The 16,376-nt window shown below is 51.6% G+C and carries 11 protein-coding genes; 3 read left to right on the forward strand and 8 right to left on the reverse strand.

The genetic code is table 11. The features are described 5' to 3' along the window. Positions 1 to 57: 57 nt before the first annotated feature. The gene (locus LQ777_RS22690; protein ID WP_232560221.1) at positions 58 to 1,230 is read right to left on the reverse strand and encodes an AIR synthase related protein; all 1,173 of its coding nucleotides are present in this window, start codon (positions 1,228 to 1,230) and stop codon (positions 58 to 60) included. A 47-nt stretch (positions 1,231 to 1,277) separates the two neighbouring features. After that, complete coding sequence (locus LQ777_RS22695; protein ID WP_232560222.1) at positions 1,278 to 2,246, reverse strand: Gfo/Idh/MocA family protein; 969 nt, start codon at positions 2,244 to 2,246, stop codon at positions 1,278 to 1,280. 107 nt (positions 2,247 to 2,353) lie between these two features. Here LQ777_RS22695 and LQ777_RS22700 point away from each other — a divergent pair, with 107 nt between their 5' ends. Continuing rightward, the gene (locus tag LQ777_RS22700; RefSeq protein WP_341871361.1) at positions 2,354 to 3,196 is read left to right on the forward strand and encodes a DUF481 domain-containing protein; all 843 of its coding nucleotides are present in this window, start codon (positions 2,354 to 2,356) and stop codon (positions 3,194 to 3,196) included. Positions 3,197 to 3,245: 49 nt separating this feature from the next. On the opposite strand, the gene LQ777_RS22705 is transcribed toward LQ777_RS22700, so the two are convergent. The 4 genes from LQ777_RS22705 to LQ777_RS22720 form a co-directional block, all read right to left on the reverse strand. After that, entirely contained in the window at positions 3,246 to 4,076 is an 831-nt protein-coding gene (locus LQ777_RS22705; RefSeq protein ID WP_232560223.1) for a LysM peptidoglycan-binding domain-containing protein, read from the reverse strand. A 12-nt stretch (positions 4,077 to 4,088) separates the two neighbouring features. Further along, positions 4,089 to 4,571, reverse strand: coding sequence for a 5-(carboxyamino)imidazole ribonucleotide mutase (gene purE / locus LQ777_RS22710; RefSeq protein ID WP_232560224.1), 483 nt, complete (start codon positions 4,569 to 4,571; stop codon positions 4,089 to 4,091). A gap of 124 nt (positions 4,572 to 4,695) precedes the next feature. After that, the gene (locus tag LQ777_RS22715; protein ID WP_232560225.1) at positions 4,696 to 5,898 is read right to left on the reverse strand and encodes a DUF1501 domain-containing protein; all 1,203 of its coding nucleotides are present in this window, start codon (positions 5,896 to 5,898) and stop codon (positions 4,696 to 4,698) included. A gap of 52 nt (positions 5,899 to 5,950) precedes the next feature. Next, entirely contained in the window at positions 5,951 to 7,402 is a 1,452-nt protein-coding gene (locus tag LQ777_RS22720) for a DUF1800 domain-containing protein (RefSeq protein ID WP_232560226.1), read from the reverse strand. A 237-nt stretch (positions 7,403 to 7,639) separates the two neighbouring features. Here LQ777_RS22720 and LQ777_RS22725 point away from each other — a divergent pair, with 237 nt between their 5' ends. Together LQ777_RS22725 and LQ777_RS22730 are read left to right on the forward strand one after the other, a co-directional pair. Continuing rightward, positions 7,640 to 11,671 (forward strand): S8 family serine peptidase, encoded by a 4,032-nt coding sequence (locus tag LQ777_RS22725; RefSeq protein WP_232560227.1) that lies wholly within the window; start codon positions 7,640 to 7,642, stop codon positions 11,669 to 11,671. Between the two features lie 94 nt (positions 11,672 to 11,765). Next, the gene (locus LQ777_RS22730) at positions 11,766 to 14,516 is read left to right on the forward strand and encodes a S8/S53 family peptidase (protein ID WP_232560228.1); all 2,751 of its coding nucleotides are present in this window, start codon (positions 11,766 to 11,768) and stop codon (positions 14,514 to 14,516) included. 31 nt (positions 14,517 to 14,547) lie between these two features. Here LQ777_RS22730 and LQ777_RS22735 read toward each other — a convergent pair whose 3' ends face one another. After that, positions 14,548 to 15,564 carry a zinc-binding alcohol dehydrogenase family protein gene (locus LQ777_RS22735; RefSeq protein ID WP_232560229.1) on the reverse strand — a complete coding sequence of 339 codons (1,017 nt, stop codon included), beginning with the start codon at positions 15,562 to 15,564 and terminating at the stop codon, positions 14,548 to 14,550. Between the two features lie 61 nt (positions 15,565 to 15,625). Next, entirely contained in the window at positions 15,626 to 16,282 is a 657-nt protein-coding gene (locus LQ777_RS22740) for a GDSL-type esterase/lipase family protein (protein WP_232560230.1), read from the reverse strand. Positions 16,283 to 16,376: the final 94 nt, after the last annotated feature.

A 16,376-nucleotide genomic window follows, 5' to 3' on the forward strand; every position in this document is an offset into this window, starting at 1 on the left:
CGGCATTATGTCACTAACACCTGCAATCTAGCTACTTATCCCTTACTCACAAGAAAATCAATACAAAAATGTACCGTGCTCCGAATTAATAGTGACTTGTTTCCCTGAGTAAGCTTCTACATGGCCAATAATTTGCGCGTCAATACCGAATGACTTCGACACGTCAATCACTTGCTGAGCGAGGCCTTGAGGCAAATAAACTTCCAGACGATGGCCCATATTAAAGACTTTATACATTTCCTGCCAGCTCGTTCCGCTTTCCTGCTGAATAAGCGCAAACAACGGCGGAGTTGGAAAGAGATTGTCTTTGACAACGTGCAGATTGTCAATAAAATGCAGCACTTTAGTCTGCGCCCCACCTGAACAATGCACCATGCCGTGAATATGGGGTCGTAGCTCGTCAAGCAATGCTTTCACTACAGGTGCGTAGGTGCGTGTTGGCGACAGAATCAGTTGGCCCACGGTTACATTCTCGCCAGAACCAACGGCAATTGAATCAGTCAACCGCTTCGATCCGCTGTAAATAAGGTTCCGGTCAATCGCCGGATCAAAACTTTCCGGATACGCATCAGCCAGGTAATGCGCCAGTACGTCATGGCGAGCCGATGTCAGACCGTTGCTACCCATACCACCATTATAGACCGATTCGTACGTTGCCTGACCGAACGAAGCCAGCCCGACAATGACATCACCCGCCTGAATACGGTCGTTGCTGATTACCTGATCACGGCGCATCCGGGCAATGACGGTGCTATCAACGATGACAGTACGGACCAGATCGCCAACATCCGCCGTTTCGCCCCCCGTGCTATAAATCTCAATACCGTGATCACGAAGCGTTTGTAGTACTTCTTCGGTACCGTTAATGAGTTCGGCAATCACCTCACCCGGAACCAGATTTTTATTACGGCCAATGGTTGATGATAACAGCATTGGCCCCGTTGCACCTACACAGATCAGATCGTCGGTATTCATCACGACCGCGTCCTGCGCAATTCCCCGCCATACGCTCAGATCACCCGTTTCGCGCCAGTAGAGGTAAGCCAGCGACGATTTTGTTCCGGCTCCATCGGCGTGCATGATCGTACAATAATCCGGATCGCCAGCCAGCGTATCGGGTACTATTTTACAAAACGCCTTTGGAAATAAGCCTTTATCGAGTTGGGCAATGGCGTTGTGAACGTCTTCTTTACTGGCGGAAACTCCGCGTTGGGCATAACGGTCGGTCATGCTGCAAAGGTAAGGAGAAAAAAAGATGCGGCTCGCCCAACAATTCGCTATTCGTACACAATTCCGGCTTCAGCCCTGATTGCGTCGAGCAAGGCCATCAAATTCAGACTATCCTCCAGCGACCAGAGCGGGCTTTCGGTTCGGCCTGCGCTCAGGCATTGCATCACGTGGTTAGCCTCATAGTCATACCCGTGCGTCGTCCGGTCGAAATCAAACGTAGCTGGCTCCTCGCCTTCTACGTGGAGGGTCACTCCTTTCGTTTCGTGAAAGCGACTATGAATTCGAATTTGTCCTGACTCGCCCTGTATGATGCCGACACAATCCGTTTTCGCTCGTAAGGTACAGTCCAGTAAAGCGAGCTGTTCGCCTTCGTAGGTCATCACCATACCGCACTGCTCATCCGCGTCGGTTGCGCCGAAGATGGCCGATGCTTTGATGGACGTTGGTTTTCCCAAAAACAGGTACGACAGAAACAGCGGGTAAATACCGATGTCGAGCAGAGCGCCCCCACCCAATGCTTTGTTGAACAAGCGACCTTCGGGCGAAAATTGCGCTTTGAATCCAAAGTCGGCCTTTACCGAAACAATCTTGCCAATAACTCCTGATTGGGCCAATTCGAGCGCGCGGACGATTCCCGGCATAAATCGACTCCAAAGCGCTTCCATCAGAAACACCTTTTTTGAACGGGCTATTTCGACCATTTCGCGTACCTGCTCACTGTTCATGGCAAACGGTTTTTCGCCTAGCACGGCGACGCCACCCTTGAGCAGCATCAGCACATTTTTGTGGTGTTCTGTGTGCGGAGTAGCCACGTACACAACATCCAGATCCGGCAGGGTGAGCAGATCGTCATACCGGCCAAGCGCATGAGGAATCCCGTATTGTTGGGCAAATTCGTCGGCGCGTTGCTGGTTTGACGAAGCGACGGCGTACAGCTGCGCATCGGGTACGGTTAGCAAGTCTTGAGCAAACTTATGGGCAATGCGTCCTGGTCCTAAAATTCCCCAGCGTATCATAGGTCTTATCCGATTGAGTAAAGGGCGGTTGAATAAATTGGGCTGTTAACCGTCGACCAAATCTATAGTTTTTTCCTAAGTTGCGGCCCTTACCGTCTCAATATCCTGTGAAAAACATTCAAATTCTTAGTGTAGTCAGTGTGCTTTTTTTCTGTTTTTCCAGTGTCTTTGCCCAAATCGTTGAACAGCCCGACCCGTTACGCCCGTCAACGCCCGATTCCGTTAAAACCGATTCAAGCAACGTAGCGACCACCCGCAAGGACACCATAAAAGCCGAGGTTGCCAAGCCCGTGACGCCTATCTTCCGGTATCGATTCACCGCCGACGGTACATTTACGTCTGGTAACGTCAATCGGGCCTTATTGCAACTAACCAGCGCCGTCGACTATCAACTAAGTAATTATTTCAAACTGTCCAGTAATCCGTCGTTTGTGTACGGTAAACAAAACGGTCTATTGGCCGAACGCGAATGGTTCGGTGATCTGCGTACGACGTATCGCCACGAACAACGATTGTATTATCTGGCTTTTGGCTCGTACGAACGCAGTAACCTTCGGCAAATCAATCACCGCTGGACTATAGCGGGCGGGGCTGGTTTTAAGGTCCTGAATCGCAAGCGGGCTTATATTTCGATTACGGACGTGCTGATGCAGGAATACACGGACTTTCTGGAGCTGGACGACATCAATATTTTTCGTAATTCAACACGACTGTACGGCGAGTACGTCTTTGGTAAGGACCGCTTCACAATTACGCACACGGCGTTTTACCAACCGGCTCTTGGCCAATACAATGTTCGCTGGAATGCCAGTGTGAGCGTCCAGGTCAAACTAACAGCAGCGACCAGCCTACGGACCACCTTGGCAAATGCATACGAAAGTCTGGTTGTACCCGGTCGGCAGAATAACGACCTTCGCTTTACGGTCGGATTGGTTTACGAGAAAAAATAAAAGGGAGGCCGTCAGTTGATGGCCTCCCTTTTATTTTTTCTCTTGTCGATTATTGTCTGTCAGGAAACGGAATAATCAATCGTTCACCCCGCGTTGCAATGTCCTTGTCGCGTTTGTTGGCGCGCATGATGGCTTCTTTGCTGACGCCATATTTCTGGGCGACTACCCGCAAAACATCACCCGGACCAACGGTATGAACCGCCATCACTTTAACGTTCAACTTCGTCACCCCGGCTTTCACATCGCTTTCGGCTACGCCCGGATTTAACGCTTTCAACGTACTGACTTTCATGTTGTACCGATTCGCTACGCCGTAAAAGGTTTCTCCCGATCCAACCGTATACGCAGTGGATACCCCCCCCGGCTTAACTTTCGGTTTAACGATAGCGACCTCTTCTTTTGGCTTCTCGGCCTTAGGCTTTTCTTCCTTCGGTTTTTCCTCTTTCGGCTTCTCTTCCTTTTTTGCCACTACAGCCTTCTCGGCCGCTGCTTTCTCGGCGTCTGATTTCTCATTTGGCCCTGGTTTGCCATCGGTCGTTTCGCGATTACCTTCGGCGACTTCTTCTGCCTGTGCGTTGGCTTCGGGAGCGTCGGCGGGTGGTTCCGCCTGCGACAAATCAACCGGCGCGGGCTGCGACGATGTATCGACGTTTTCGGGAGCCATCAGCATTTCGCCGTTATCCTGTGCAATGGGTTGCTGCGATGTGGTATCGAGCGCTACATTCGTCAGTTCGTCGGAGCCGTTGGTATCGTCAGAAATGTATTCATAACCAACGTAAAGCAAAGCCGCGATCAGTCCCACCAGTACGATAAGCGTAAGAGCGGGCAAACCGGAACTCCCGGTCGGACGTGGGTTTGTCGTTTGATTATCAGTTTCCATTCGGATGTATGGTTAAGGTGCAATCAGCTGACGGCTCATCTCGGCCACTTTTTCTTTCAATTCGTCTTTGAACTGCGCCAACTTTTGAGCAACCCGCTCATCGGTGCTTCCGACGATCTGTGCGGCCAGAATTCCGGCATTTCGCGCGCCATCGAGGGCCATTGTAGCCACCGGAACACCAGCGGGCATTTGTAAGATCGACAGAACCGAATCCCACCCGTCAATCGAATTGCTGGATTTGACCGGAACCCCGATAACGGGTAAGGTTGTCAACGAAGCAACCATGCCGGGCAGATGCGCTGCGCCACCAGCCCCGGCTACAATAACCCGTATGCCCCGGTCGCGGGCAGTCTTGGCGTACTCGACCATCTTTTCGGGTGTACGGTGGGCCGATACGATATCCATCTCCCAAACTACACCCAGTGTTGTTAAAACGTCGGCAGCTTCTTGCATGACCTTACGGTCAGAAAGGCTACCCATAATAATGCCTACCATTCAGCGAAATACAAATTGACTCTTTGCGAAATAACGCAGTTTATAGCAGACTTTTACGGTAAGCACCGAAAATATTATTGTAGTACCGAACGCATCGAAATCCTATCGGACAGGGGCCATAGGCTTAAACAATCTTTAGCGAATCAAATCGCCGACCCAGAATAGCTACATCGTCGGCCCCGAGGTAATCGCGAAGCAACGTGGCGTATATCTGACGAAAATCGACGGTGTACGTCAGGTCGCCATCGGTGAGGTTTGTCAAGGCGGGCGCTTCGTTCAAAACCCGACGCGAAGGCAAGCCGCCCCCGATCAGAAATACGTTATTGGCGGTTCCGTGATCGGTTCCATTGCTGGCATTTTGCTTAACACGCCGGCCAAATTCCGAGAACGTCATAAGCAATACGTCATTCTGCCGACCGGTGGTTTTCAAATCATTCATAAACGCGCTAACCGCTTCGGCATATTGACCCAGCAGCCGCTCCTGCTGGCCGGGTTGGTTGATGTGCGTGTCGAACCCGCTGATGGAAATATAGTAAACGCGCGTGTCGATCCCCGACTGGATCAGTCCGGAAACGGTTTTGAGCCGGTTGCCTAACTCATGATTTGGGTAATTACCCGCTGAGCGCTGAATCTTAGTTTTATCGAACATGTACTCCGCCGACGAAACCGTTTCGGCCAGTGTTTTATACAGGTAAGATACCGATTCGTGTCCGTCGTGATACTCGTGGCTCGACTTCGTAATCAGGCCGTTGCGTGTTTGGTCGTAGAGTTTTTTCGGGTCTAGTACAGCCATTCCGTTGAGGTCATTTCCTTTGAGAGCAAGACTCAACGTGTCGTCTACTTCAATCGTTTTAAAGGGCTGTCCCTCCTTTCCGTCGCAGGCCGCGTCCAGATAACGACCAACCCAGCCGGTACGTAAATACTGGTTCGAATCGCTGGCGGTTTGCCAGATGTCCATTGAGCGAAAATGCGATCGGTCGGGATTCGGATAGCCAACGTTGTTGATCACCGTTACCAGCCCATCGTCATAAAGAGCCTTCAACGGCGTCATGGCGGGGTGCAAACCGATTTCGTCGTTAAGCGTCAGCACTTTTTCGGGACGAATGGCAATTGTTGGGCGTTCGCGGTAGTAGATGTCATTGCGGAACGGGACCACGGTATTCAGCCCATCGTTACCACCCGACAGCTGCACTATAACCAGAATTTTACCATTCGATCCGGCAGCCTGCCCCATTGCCTGCGTTTCGTAGGCTTTCAGAAAGTGCGGGATCAGCATCGTTCCCGCCGTTGTCAGGGCCGATTGTTTGATGAAGTCTCTGCGGTTCATGAGTCAACGAGTGAGGAATAAAAAGGTGCGTTAAATTCAGTACAATCAGCCGTTAGGTGAGTTGGTATTCGGGTAAGCTCATCAGGGCTGCCGTCAACGCATGGATGCGTCCGGAGCGATCCTGAATCACACTCATTTGCCGGTCGATCAGCAACCGCTGGTCGGCTTTGAGTGGAAAAGGCAGTAGGGTCGATGCAATGGCATCAGTCAACCGGTCGTCTGGAATGTTGGCAAAGGCCGTTTCAAACCCTTTCCAATCAACCCTGACCTGAAATTTTTGTCCACCTTTTCGGGCCAGCAACTGCGTGTTAACGTCGCCATCCTCTTTAGGTCGCACGGTTACGTCAACGGCCTTGAGCACGTAGTTCGGCAACTGCATCCGAAACAGCAGGCTCGACGAGTCGATCCAGTTTTTACCACCCGGCCACCCGGCTACGTTGGGCGGGTAGAACAACAACTGGCCTAATGTCCGTTGCACGAAAATCTGGGTTTGCGGCTGTTCAAACGTCAGGCCCAGCGTGTGGCGCATTCCTGCCAGCAGTTCGACTGGCGATTTGATGTGCGTTCCCACGTTTGATGTCTCGTAGAACCAGTCGGCAGTAAAAATACGTTCCAGTAGTCCGGCAACGTCGTAGCCGCTTTCGTAAAAGTTTGCAGCCAGCTGGTCGATGCGTTTTCCGGTTTCCGAAGCCGTCGTAGGGTTATCCGTTACAAAAAACTGATAGATTTTACCGGTTATGAAGCGAGCCGTCTGCCTGTTTTCCAGCAACATGGCGATGACATCTTCCCCTTTGAATGGACCTGTTTTAGCGAAAATCGTTTTTTCGCCTTCATCATGGACACGCTCCCGAAACACAAATTGTCCGTCAGGCGTAAACTGCCATCCCGTGAAGGCGCGGGCGGCTTCTTTGATGTCGAACTCCGAGTAATTGCCGCGCCCCAGCGTAAACAACTCCATGACTTCGCGGGCGAAATTCTCATTCGGCGCGTTTTTGCGGTTCTGCTGATTGTTCAGAAACTGTAGCATAGCCGGTTCTTTCGACACGGCCATCAGTAGATCACTAAAGCGTCCCAAGGCATGTTTCCGAATCGTGTTGACATACTGCTGCATTAACAGTGGGTTCTGTCCCATTGTCCGGCAGGCGAAATGACCGTGCCAGAATAAGGCCATCTTTTCGCGCAAAGTCCCTCGTCCGGATGCCATCTGATCGAGCCATTGCAGGTTAAGGTCCCGGACTTTCTCAGTATTCATCCGAATACGCTCTTTCAGCATCTCTCGATCAAGCTGGCCATCACGCGCCAACTTTTTCAGCGCTTGCTTCGTCCTATTTTCGTCCGGTTCAACGACGCGCAGCTCCGTAAACGATGCGCTGTCCCGGAGCAATTGTCGTACCACTTTGCGGAGCGGTTTGTGCGTGGCTTCTTCGAGTTCAGCCGGTGTCGCGCCGAAACCCGCTCTCGCCAACAGGTAACGGGCGTGTTGTTGTTTACTTAGCTTGTCCATAGGCCTGTAGATTAACTCGGTCAGTAAGACCGAAAAACAGGGTAAACGTTTAATCGGCAGGAAAGCTAATTGCACGCCATAACGAACTACGTGTCAACAGCTTACAAACAGTTACCATTAAAATTTAATTTAATTGATTTTGTGCTCATTCTGTTTCGCAACACAACCATCCCTTTTATCGTATACACATACACAGTGTACTTTCATTAGCCGGACCAAGCAGTTCGATTGTATTCTATGCGACAACATTTACGACCGCTGGCAGGTCTGCTTTTTGTACTAATCACGTCAACGCTCAAGGCACAACCTTTGCCCCAATACACAATTCAACAACGAGCGAATCAACAAGCTTTACAAAAAACACTTACCCAGTTCCAGACCAATAATTATCAGCAGGCGCTTACTCTTGCCCGCCGTCTCAATCGCCCCGTTGAGCAGCGTCATCCGGACGGTACAGTCTCGGTACTGCGCGGCATTACGGAGCGGGGTGAACTGCTCTATGATAAGACCATCAGCGTAACCCGGGCGGGTCAGACCACCCGAACTGATGCGCTCTATACCGGTGGCAGTCTGGGTTTATCCTTATCGGGTAGTACACTGAGAGACAAACTTGCCATCTGGGACGGTGGGAAGATCCGAAATACGCACTATGAATTTAGGAGCGGTACCTCAAGCCGGGTTACGCAAGTCGATAATGCCACGACGCTCGATGTACACGCTACGCACGTGGCCGGTATCATGATGGCTGCGGGCGTCAACACGCAGGTACGTGGAATGGCGTACGGTACCAACCTGCGGGCGTATGATTTCAATAGTGACCTGTCAGAGATCAGCACGGCCGCTCCTAACTTATTGGTTTCTAACCATTCATACGGAGCCAAGGCGGGCTGGACTTATAACGATAGCCGAACAACAGCGACCAAGTGGGAATGGTATGGCGACACGACAATCAGCAAAACGGAAGATTATAAGTTTGGGTTGTACGACGCAAATGCCGCATCATGGGATCGAATTGCAATCAACTCACCGAATTTTTTGTTGGTAAAAGCCGCTGGAAATGATCGGGGAACAAACGGTCCGGGTGCCGGGCAACCTTATTATCTGGGCAGTAGCAATGTGCTTAGTACAGCCCCCCGCAACGACCAAAACGGGTACGAGCTGGTAAGTACGTACGCTACGGCCAAAAATATTCTGACCGTTTCTGCGGTGAGTTATCTGGCAAATGGTTACAACCAGCCTTCAGACATTTCGCTGGCCGATTTTAGCAGCTGGGGCCCAACCGACGATGGCCGGATCAAGCCCGACATTGCGGGTGTGGGCGTGTCCATATTGTCAACGAGTTCGGCTAGTGACAGCGCCTATACAACCTTGAGCGGTACGTCGATGGCCTCGCCCAATGTGGCAGGATCGGTACTGCTGTTGCAAGAACTGTTTTCGCAACGGAACAGCGGGCGTTTTCTTCGTTCGTCAACGCTCAAAGGCTTAGTACTGCATACCGCCGACGAAGCCGGATCGGCTCCTGGTCCGGATTACCGCTTCGGCTGGGGATTGCTAAATATGGAAAAGGCCGGACGCGTGATTCTGAACGCCGACCAGAGTCATTTGCTGGACGAACGTACCATGAACCAAGGCGAAACCTACTCACTGACCGTTGTCGCATCTGGGCGGGGGCCACTCGTAGCGACAACCTGCTGGACCGACCCGGCCGGAACTGCCAATACAGGTTTGAATAACCGAACACCCAAGCTCGTTAACGACCTTGACCTACGCATCAGCGACGGACAAACGACTTCGCAACCGTGGGTGCTGGACCCAACCAACCCAGCCACTGCGGCAACCCGTGGCGACAACATCCGGGATAATGTTGAGCAGGTACTGGTTGCTAACCCAATTCCAGGAAAAAGCTATACAATTACGGTTAGCCACAAAGGAACCCTGAGCGGAAGCAAGCAGGACTACGCCTTACTGGTAAGTGGCATTGGCGGCACGGCCTACTGTGCTTCGGCCCCCACCTCAACCGCCGACACCAGGATTAGCCGGGTGCAGTTCGGAGCGATCAACCAGGCGGGTGCCGATGGCTGTACATCCTACACCGATTTCACGGGCGTAACGACTACCGTTCAGGCAGGGCAACAACTGCCGCTGACAGTTTCGCTGGGGACCTGTGGTACGACGAAAAACGCTATCGTAAAAGCGTTCATCGATTGGAATCAGAATGGCAGCTTCGACGATGCGGGCGAAACCATTGCTACCTCAAATCTTATCAGCAATACGTCGCAGTTTGTCGCAACCATTCCGATATCGACCAGTGCGCAGAACGGCCAAATCCTGCGGCTTCGTATTATCGCCAGCGAAACCGACAACGCGGCTACTGTGCTTCCCTGCGGTAACTACGCCAACGGTGAAACACAGGATTACGTACTCAACGTGGTGCAGACGGCTAACGATCTGAGTACGGTTGCCTTGGTATCGCCCCAGGCTAATTTTTGCGGCCAGACCAATACGGAGCTGATTGTCTCCGTTCGCGTACGAAATTTGGGCACGGCTGTGCAACGGAACGTGCCGGTAACGGTGCAGATCACCGATGCCAGTAATACCTTAATTACCTCGCTTACGAATACGATTGGGCAAATCGGTGCCTTTCGCGACAGCGTTCTAACCTTTCAGGTTCCGGCCAGTACGACATTGGCAGCTGGTCAGACCTACCGCTTTACGATCACAACGAACCTGAGCACAGACCAATATCCGGCCAATAACGTCTTAACGGAAACCCGCACAACTGCCCCTGCTCCAACGAACGGAATTTTTAGCGCGGTCCGCTGTAGCAACGATGCCGCTATTTCACTGCGCAATACCGGCGGTGGTGTCGCATTCTGGTACGATGCGCCCGTTGGTGGCAACCTTCTTGCAGCCGGGAATCAAACAACGGCCCCAGCATTGCCAGCCACAGGCCAATTTTACGCCACGCTGAATGAGTTTTCGGCAATTGTTGGTCCAACTGACAAACGCGCTTTTGGCGGAGGTAGTTACAGTGGTAATTTTGGTCCGGCTCCGCTGATTACGACTACCGTTCCTGTCGTTCTGGAAAGTGCTCGCCTTTACATTGCCAGCGCGGGTCAGCTGACATTTACCGTCCGACGATACGATAACACGGCGATTTCGAGCGTCACGCTGGATGTAGCACCAACCCGAAATCAGAGTCTAACGGCCACTGTCAATGGGCAACTGGTTGATGATCCAAATGATCAAGGCGCTGTTTATCCGCTTAATTTACGAATTCCAGCATCGGGCGAGTACCAGATAACGATCGATTATGCTGGTGGCGCATCCATCTTCCGCAGCAATACCGCCGTTACAGGCTTTCCGTTTCAGGCTACCACCCAATCCGGTACGCCTATTGTCAGCATAAAGGGAGCGCTGTACAATAACGGGACTTCGGTCGATACCGTTAAGAACGCTTGGTACTACTTTTACAATCTTCGAGTTCGTTCGCTCGATTGTCCGGCTGTTCAGCGATCCCCCGTCACATCGACTACCGCTACGGCAGCTACAGCCAGCATCACCGCCGATGGCTCAACCACGGTTTGTCAGGGGAATCGTGTATTGCTGCGTGCAGCCACGGGTACCGATTATACATACCAATGGCTACGCAATGGACAAGCGATTTCAGGGGCAACCAGCAGTACCCTAGCCGCAACGAGTACGGGTAACTATAGCGTTCGCGTAGCCAACGTATGCACTCCTGTTCAGTCGGCGGTAATACCAGTGGTAATTCAAACGGCCCAACCGCCAGTGATTACGATCAATAGTCTTACGCTGACGACAAATGCGACTTCGGATGTTCAATGGTTGATCAATGGTGTTCCGATCCCCGGTGCTACAAACTCAACCTACGCTGTTGTCGAAACGGGTCGCTACACGGTTCAGGGAAATGTAAACGGGTGTGGCGCGGCAATATCCGGTGGTGTGTATCTGACCATTCTGGCAACCGAACCCGTCGCCGACGATAATACGCTGGCTGTTTACCCTAATCCGGCGTCCAGTCAGATAACGATTTCGCTATCGTCGGCCATTTCGCTTCAGCAACCCCCTACCCTCCGCCTAACCGATGTTCGTGGTTTGACGCTTCGGACAGCAACATTGAAGCGAGACGGAAAAGGTTACTCGGCAGAACTCGATGTATCAGATTTACCAGGCGGTACATTTTTTGTAGTGGTTTCGGATGACAAAACCCAGACGAACTGGGTAAAACGCATTCGTAAACAGTAGCGCGGGTATCAACTACATTTATCTACTTAAGAAGTTAATCATCAAGGCAATACACGGGCGTTTAGTTACGACTAAAGCTGTGTACTGCCTTTTTATGTGTTTATCCGTAAATACGCTTTGTCTGGCTCAGCGCTCACTAAATTCATCATCAAGCTGGCAGACCGAGCTAAATCAGCGTTACAGCACCCTTCGTCAACAAACACGTCGGTTAGCCCGTAAATACAACTGGCCGATTTACAGCGATTATTCCCGTAACCGACGACTTATCCTTCAGGAGATCGATCCAGCAGGTGAACCGATCTATTACACGTTGCACAACGCGGAAGCGGCTAGCGGCACCCGAACTCAATCTCTTTACAAAGGCGGAAGTTTACAGCTAAATTTATCAGGGAGTAGTAGCACCCTAATCGGTAAAGTGGGCTTGTGGGATGGCGGCCAGGCATTGGCATCCCATCAGGAGTTTCCCAGTACGGACGTACCAAGTACAGTTATACTCCAACAAATGGACAAGGCAACGGAGCTGAACGATCATACCACTCATCTGGCCGGAACATTGGTAGCCCGTGGGATCAATCCGCAGGCGAAGGGCATGGCGTACGGGGCTCGACTGTCCATCTGGGATTATAACGACGATCTGATAGAAATAGCCGCAGCCGCTTCGGGACTACTAGTGTCTAATCACGCGTACGGTCCTGTAGCGGGCTGGGTGTATAATCCGTCCAGACCGGGTTCAGACCCGACCCTGAAATGGGAATGGTGGGGCAACACCAGCATTAGTACGACCGAGGATTACCTGTTTGGTTTTTACACAGCCAAAGCCCGCGACTTCGACCGTATTGCGTACAATAATCCTTTCTATCTGATGGTGCGGTCGGCAGATAACAAACGGGCAGAAACTGGCCCACCGACCGGAACCCCGTATTTCCTGAAAAATACTACCGATAAAAGCACGCTGGTTCGAAGCCGAAACAACGCTTACGACGTAATACCAGCCGAAGCAACTGCCAAGAATGTACTGACCGTTGGAGCCGCCGATGTAACCCGAACGGATCAGAATCAACCTGCATCCATCAGCACGACTTCGTTTAGTGGCTGGGGCCCGACCGACGACGGACGGATCAAGCCCGATCTGTTAGGCATGGGTAGCGATATCTTCTCAACCTTGTCTACGAATTCTTCCGCGTACGGCAATTATACAGGAACGTCGATGGCATCGGCTAACGTCACCGGTTCACTGGCTTTGCTACAGGAGCTTTACGCGCAACAAAAAGCAGCAATCAATTCACAGTTTGCCAGTCAGTTCATGCGGTCGGCCACGTTGCGCGGCCTGGTCCTGCACACCGCCGACCGCGATAACCCAGCCGCCGGACCCGATTACCGCCAGGGCTGGGGTCTGCTCAACACAGAAGTCGCTGCCCGTGTGATTCTGAACACCAGCCAGACGCATCTCATCCTGGAAAAGACCCTGGAAGCAGGTGGAACATTCACGCAGCGATTGACGGCACAAGGTACTGATCCGTTAATCATAACGCTGTGCTGGACCGATCCGGAGGGAGCGGCAACCCCTGTTGTTCCGGCTTCGCTGAACAGCCAAACGCCCAAACTTGTCAACGATCTCGACATTCGACTGAGCGATGGCCGGATCACCACGTTACCGTTTGTTCTGGACCCAAACAAGCCAGCGAACTCCGCCACACCCGGCGATAACATGCGCGACAATGTTGAACAGATTTACCTGTCTAACCCCGTACCCGGACAAGTGTATACCCTGACCGTTTCGCATAAGAGTACAATGACGTATGCCGGACAGCCGTTTTCCGTCATCGTGAGTGGACTGCGTGGTACTCAGTGCCCCTTTACCGCAACGGTTTCACCGAAGGACGCGACACTTTGTACGGGCGATAGCGTGCTGCTCCACTCCGAAAACAAGACGGGTTTCTCTTACCAGTGGCTATTTAACAACAGTGCGATTAAAAGTGCAATCAGTGCCTCCTATGCTGCTACCCAGGTCGGCTCCTATACACTACGGATAACCGATGCAAGCGGTTGCTCTATTATGTCTGCGCCGGTCAGTGTGCAGACAAAAGCGCCCCGTGCCTTGATAAGTCCAGCGACGACACAATTGCTCTGCCCCAATGGCCCACCCCTCCAGCTTACGGCAACGAATGCAGTGGACGGCCAAATCGAATGGTTGCGCAACGGAACTGTACTGCCCGACGCCCAATCAACCACGCTTACCGTCGTAGAACCGGGTCGCTACCAGGTTCGTCTAACGCAGCAAGATTGCCAGTCACTCTCTGATTCTGTTTCCGTACGGCAAAGTACCGTTGGTACAGTCAGTCTAAAACCGGCGGAAACCGAACTCGTTCTGCTGCGAGGAGCTACCGTAACGCTGTATGCGCCCACCGGAACGGACTATCGCTACCAATGGTACCGCGATAACAATATACTTGCCAATGCCGCTGATTATCGACTGTCGGTTAGTGAGCAGGGGGTTTATAAAGTGCGGGTAACTCAGCAGAACTGCGTAGGCTGGTCAACCGAACGAACGGTTCATTTACCGGTTCTTACAGCGGTATCGCTTCCTACCGATTCGTTGTTTACGGTTTATCCAAATCCGGCGGAGCAAACGCTTACAATTCAGTATGCGTATCCAAACACCAGTGCTGTGACGATAAGCGTGCTGGACATAAACGGGCAGAGCCACTTGTCGCCCGCATTAAGCAAAGCTAGCAATGGGCAGATTGAGACGACATTGACCGTAAGCGATTTACCAGCGGGCGTTTATTACCTGCGCGTTATTGACCGTGATCGAGCACGTATCGCACGGTTCATCAAAAAATGATGCTGCTGGCTAGCATGTATTAAGCCATAGGCTACTCAACTGCAACCATTGCTTTGATGACGCCGTTAGCCGGGTCAAGCCAATGTTCGAATTCAGCCTGTACTTCGCCAAAAGCGACCCGGTGCGTAATGTAGGTCGTTGGTTCAACAAGCCCCTGCTTCATACTGGCGATGACATGCTCGAAGTCGGAACGCGTCGCATTTCGGCTACTCATCAGGGTGGCTTCCCGTTTGTGAAATTCGGGGTGCGAAAAACTGATCTCGCCTTTTTGCAAACCCACCAAGACATAGCGACCACTATGGGCCAGATACGAGAAAGCCGTATTAATGGCTCGTAAACTTCCAGTCGCGTCAATCACAACCGTTGGCATGTCGCCGTTGGTAATGGCGGCCAACTGTTCCGCGACATCGGATGCCTGCGCATTGACGGTATGGGTAACGCCTAATCGTGTCTTACAGAAACGTAACCGATTTTCGTTGATATCCAGCGCGATAACCGTAGCGCCAGCAATCCGGGCGAACTCCATGACACCTAACCCAATGGGTCCGGCACCAACGACCAGCACAAACTCGCCCGGCTGCACATCCGCCCGTCGAATGCCGTGCGCACCAATCGCCAGTGGTTCAACCAATGCCAACTCGTCGTGACTCAATCCCTGACCGTGTACCAACGAATAAGCTGGAACGGAAAGGTACTCGACCATCCCGCCGTCGATATGAACGCCCGCAACCTGAAGCCGAACGCAACAATTGGGTTTACCCGACCGGCAAGCGATGCAATACCCACAGTTGAAGTAAGGAATAAACGTAACCGCTTCACCAACCGCAAAATCGGGAGCGCCATCCGCATCGACTAAGTCCCCCGCTAGCTCATGGCCTAAGATTCTGGGATAATTAAAAAAAGGCTGTGTTCCTTCAAAAGCGTGCAAATCGGTACCGCAAATGCCAATCCGTCGGATTTTGACGAGGGCGTTTCCAGTTGATAAAGCCGGTTTCTGCGCTTCTTGGTAAGCGAACTGTCCCGGTGCGGTACACACTAAGGTATTCATGAATCGTTTATGCGGATTTATCAGCAAGTTTACTTACTATAAAGTTACCTCCCTAAATTTCTTACTTGGGAGAAATCACTTTATACACTTCGCTGGCGATTAGCGCTGCACCTTTGGCGTTTGGATGAATTCCGTCAACAAAGAGGCTGTCCTTTCCGACCAGTGGTGTATACAAATCAATCAGTTCAATGTTATTTTCTTTGGCAATGGCGTTCACCAAAGGCATTATTTCATTCCTCAATACGGTCGGATCGACATCAAAGTTGGTATTGAAAGCAGGTGGTGGCACACACATATATATCCTGGGTGAGCTGGATAACTGTTGAAACGACCGAATCAGACTTGTATAGTCGCTCGTAAACTCACTTTTATACCGCCAGTTCTGCTTCTTCGAATCGTTCGTACCAAATTCGATGATCACGATAGATGGTTTCCAATCCAGCGCGTATTGGTATTTTTGGGCACTCCAATAAGGACTATCACCTTTCTTCAGCGCGGTTGTACCGCCTACACCATAATTCAGTACTTTGTTGGTGGTTCCTTCGAGTGTTTGAAGCTGAACAGGATAGGTTTGCGCTGTCGGCAGCACATACCCGTCGGTTATACTGGTTCCAATACAGGCAATTTTTTCAGCCCTGCCCGGCGAATCGCTGTCGCTACATCCTGACAAAAAAAGGGTCAATACGCCTACTATGGTAACTAAGAAGTTATGCTTCATACCTGTCAGGCGCTTACCAGCAAAATCGCTCGCCTATTTTATTGAGAATGAGCCACGAAGATACGATGCTGTAGCGGACAGTCCCTATTCAACC

It is taken from the genome of Spirosoma oryzicola (genome assembly GCF_021233055.1).
GTDB classification, from domain to species: Bacteria; Bacteroidota; Bacteroidia; order Cytophagales; family Spirosomataceae; genus Spirosoma; species Spirosoma oryzicola.

What these genes read in the sequence shown, in the direction of transcription:
- LQ777_RS22705 (WP_232560223.1), bottom strand. Translation starts at nt 4,076, where the DNA reads ATGGAAACTGATAATCAAACGACAAACCCACGTCCGACCGGGAGTTCC.
- LQ777_RS22730 (WP_232560228.1), top strand. Translation starts at nt 11,766, where the DNA reads ATGTGTTTATCCGTAAATACGCTTTGTCTGGCTCAGCGCTCACTAAAT.
- purE (WP_232560224.1), bottom strand. Translation starts at nt 4,571, where the DNA reads ATGGTAGGCATTATTATGGGTAGCCTTTCTGACCGTAAGGTCATGCAA.
- LQ777_RS22695 (WP_232560222.1), bottom strand. Translation starts at nt 2,246, where the DNA reads ATGATACGCTGGGGAATTTTAGGACCAGGACGCATTGCCCATAAGTTT.
- LQ777_RS22720 (WP_232560226.1), bottom strand. Translation starts at nt 7,402, where the DNA reads ATGGACAAGCTAAGTAAACAACAACACGCCCGTTACCTGTTGGCGAGA.
- LQ777_RS22690 (WP_232560221.1), bottom strand. Translation starts at nt 1,230, where the DNA reads ATGACCGACCGTTATGCCCAACGCGGAGTTTCCGCCAGTAAAGAAGAC.
- LQ777_RS22735 (WP_232560229.1), bottom strand. Translation starts at nt 15,564, where the DNA reads ATGAATACCTTAGTGTGTACCGCACCGGGACAGTTCGCTTACCAAGAA.
- LQ777_RS22715 (WP_232560225.1), bottom strand. Translation starts at nt 5,898, where the DNA reads ATGAACCGCAGAGACTTCATCAAACAATCGGCCCTGACAACGGCGGGA.
- LQ777_RS22740 (WP_232560230.1), bottom strand. Translation starts at nt 16,282, where the DNA reads ATGAAGCATAACTTCTTAGTTACCATAGTAGGCGTATTGACCCTTTTT.
- LQ777_RS22725 (WP_232560227.1), top strand. Translation starts at nt 7,640, where the DNA reads ATGCGACAACATTTACGACCGCTGGCAGGTCTGCTTTTTGTACTAATC.